This window comes from Thauera sp. AutoDN2 (genome assembly GCF_051280715.1).
GTDB lineage: Bacteria > Pseudomonadota > Gammaproteobacteria > Burkholderiales > Rhodocyclaceae > Thauera.
The window spans coordinates 1-1,053 of sequence record NZ_JBNCAR010000110.1; the positions used below are offsets into that span (position 1 = coordinate 1).

Sequence of the window (1,053 nt, forward strand, 5' to 3'; positions counted from 1 at the left end):
CGACGACTACAGCGGCTACCACGCCAGCTTCCGCGAGGGCGTCACCCACGTGGCGTGCTGGGCACATGTGCGGCGCAAGTTCTTCGATGTGGCCAAGGCCGCTCCCAAGGGGGCGCCACCCGGGCTGGCCGATGACGCGTTGCGCTTCATCGGGCTGATCTACCGCATCGAGCGCCGCCTGGCCGAGGCCGACCCAGACGTGCGCCTGCGCGTGCGCCAGGGGCGCACCCGGCGAGTGCTCACCGCGTTCCACCGTTGGCTCACCCATCACCACCCGACGCTGCTACCGCGCTCACCGCTGGGGCGTGCGTTTGCCTATGCACTGTCGAACTGGACGGCGCTCACCGTGTTCGCCGACAGTGGCCTGCTCGCCCCGGACAACAACACCGCCGAGCGAGCGATGCGACCGGTGGCGATCTCCCGGAAGAACTGGCTGTTTGCCGGCAGCCCACGTGGCGGACGGGCTGCCGCCGTGGCACTCTCGCTGATCGAGACGGCGCGCTTGAACGGCATTGAGCCCTATGCCTACCTGAAGGATGTGCTCACACGCCTGCCCGGCCAGCGCATGGACCGGCTCGACGAACTGCTGCCGATGAACTGGAAGCCCGCGCCCTGATGGATCCCGCCACCCTCGAAGCCCTCAACCGCGCAAGCTCGCTCGAACTGTTCCACCTGTCGAGTGTGATCGAGCGCCTGATGTCGGATCCGTCGCGGATCGTGCAGATCCGGCTGCATCTGAACCTGGGACAACGGGTGCGCTTCGTGGACTGGAAAGCGCCGGGTGCCGCGCTGCAGCTGCGCAGCGGCACCGTCGTGGCGATGAAGGACACCCAAGTCACGGTGCAGGACGACGCCACCCGTGTGACCTGGACGCTGCCCTACGCAGCGATCGAGCTCCCCGCCGACAGCCGCGCCGCGCCTCAGGTGCCCACAGCCAAGCCCACCCAACGCCCCACCCGAGAGGACTTCCGCGTCGGCGACCGCGTCAGCTTCGAGGACCGCCACCTGCAAACGCGCATCGGCACCATCGTGCGCATCAACCAGAAGACAGCC

Annotated in this window: 2 protein-coding genes; both read left to right on the plus strand. The window is 68.4% G+C overall.

The features are described 5' to 3' along the window. Nucleotides 1–616 (plus strand): IS66 family transposase (gene tnpC, locus ACPT9U_RS17745; protein ID WP_435751929.1); only part of this gene is annotated, 616 nt, incomplete at its 5' end. Then, the coding region (locus ACPT9U_RS17750) for a hypothetical protein (protein ID WP_435751930.1) at nt 616–1,053 on the plus strand (438 nt) is incomplete at its 3' end. The genes tnpC and ACPT9U_RS17750, both read left to right, overlap by 1 nt.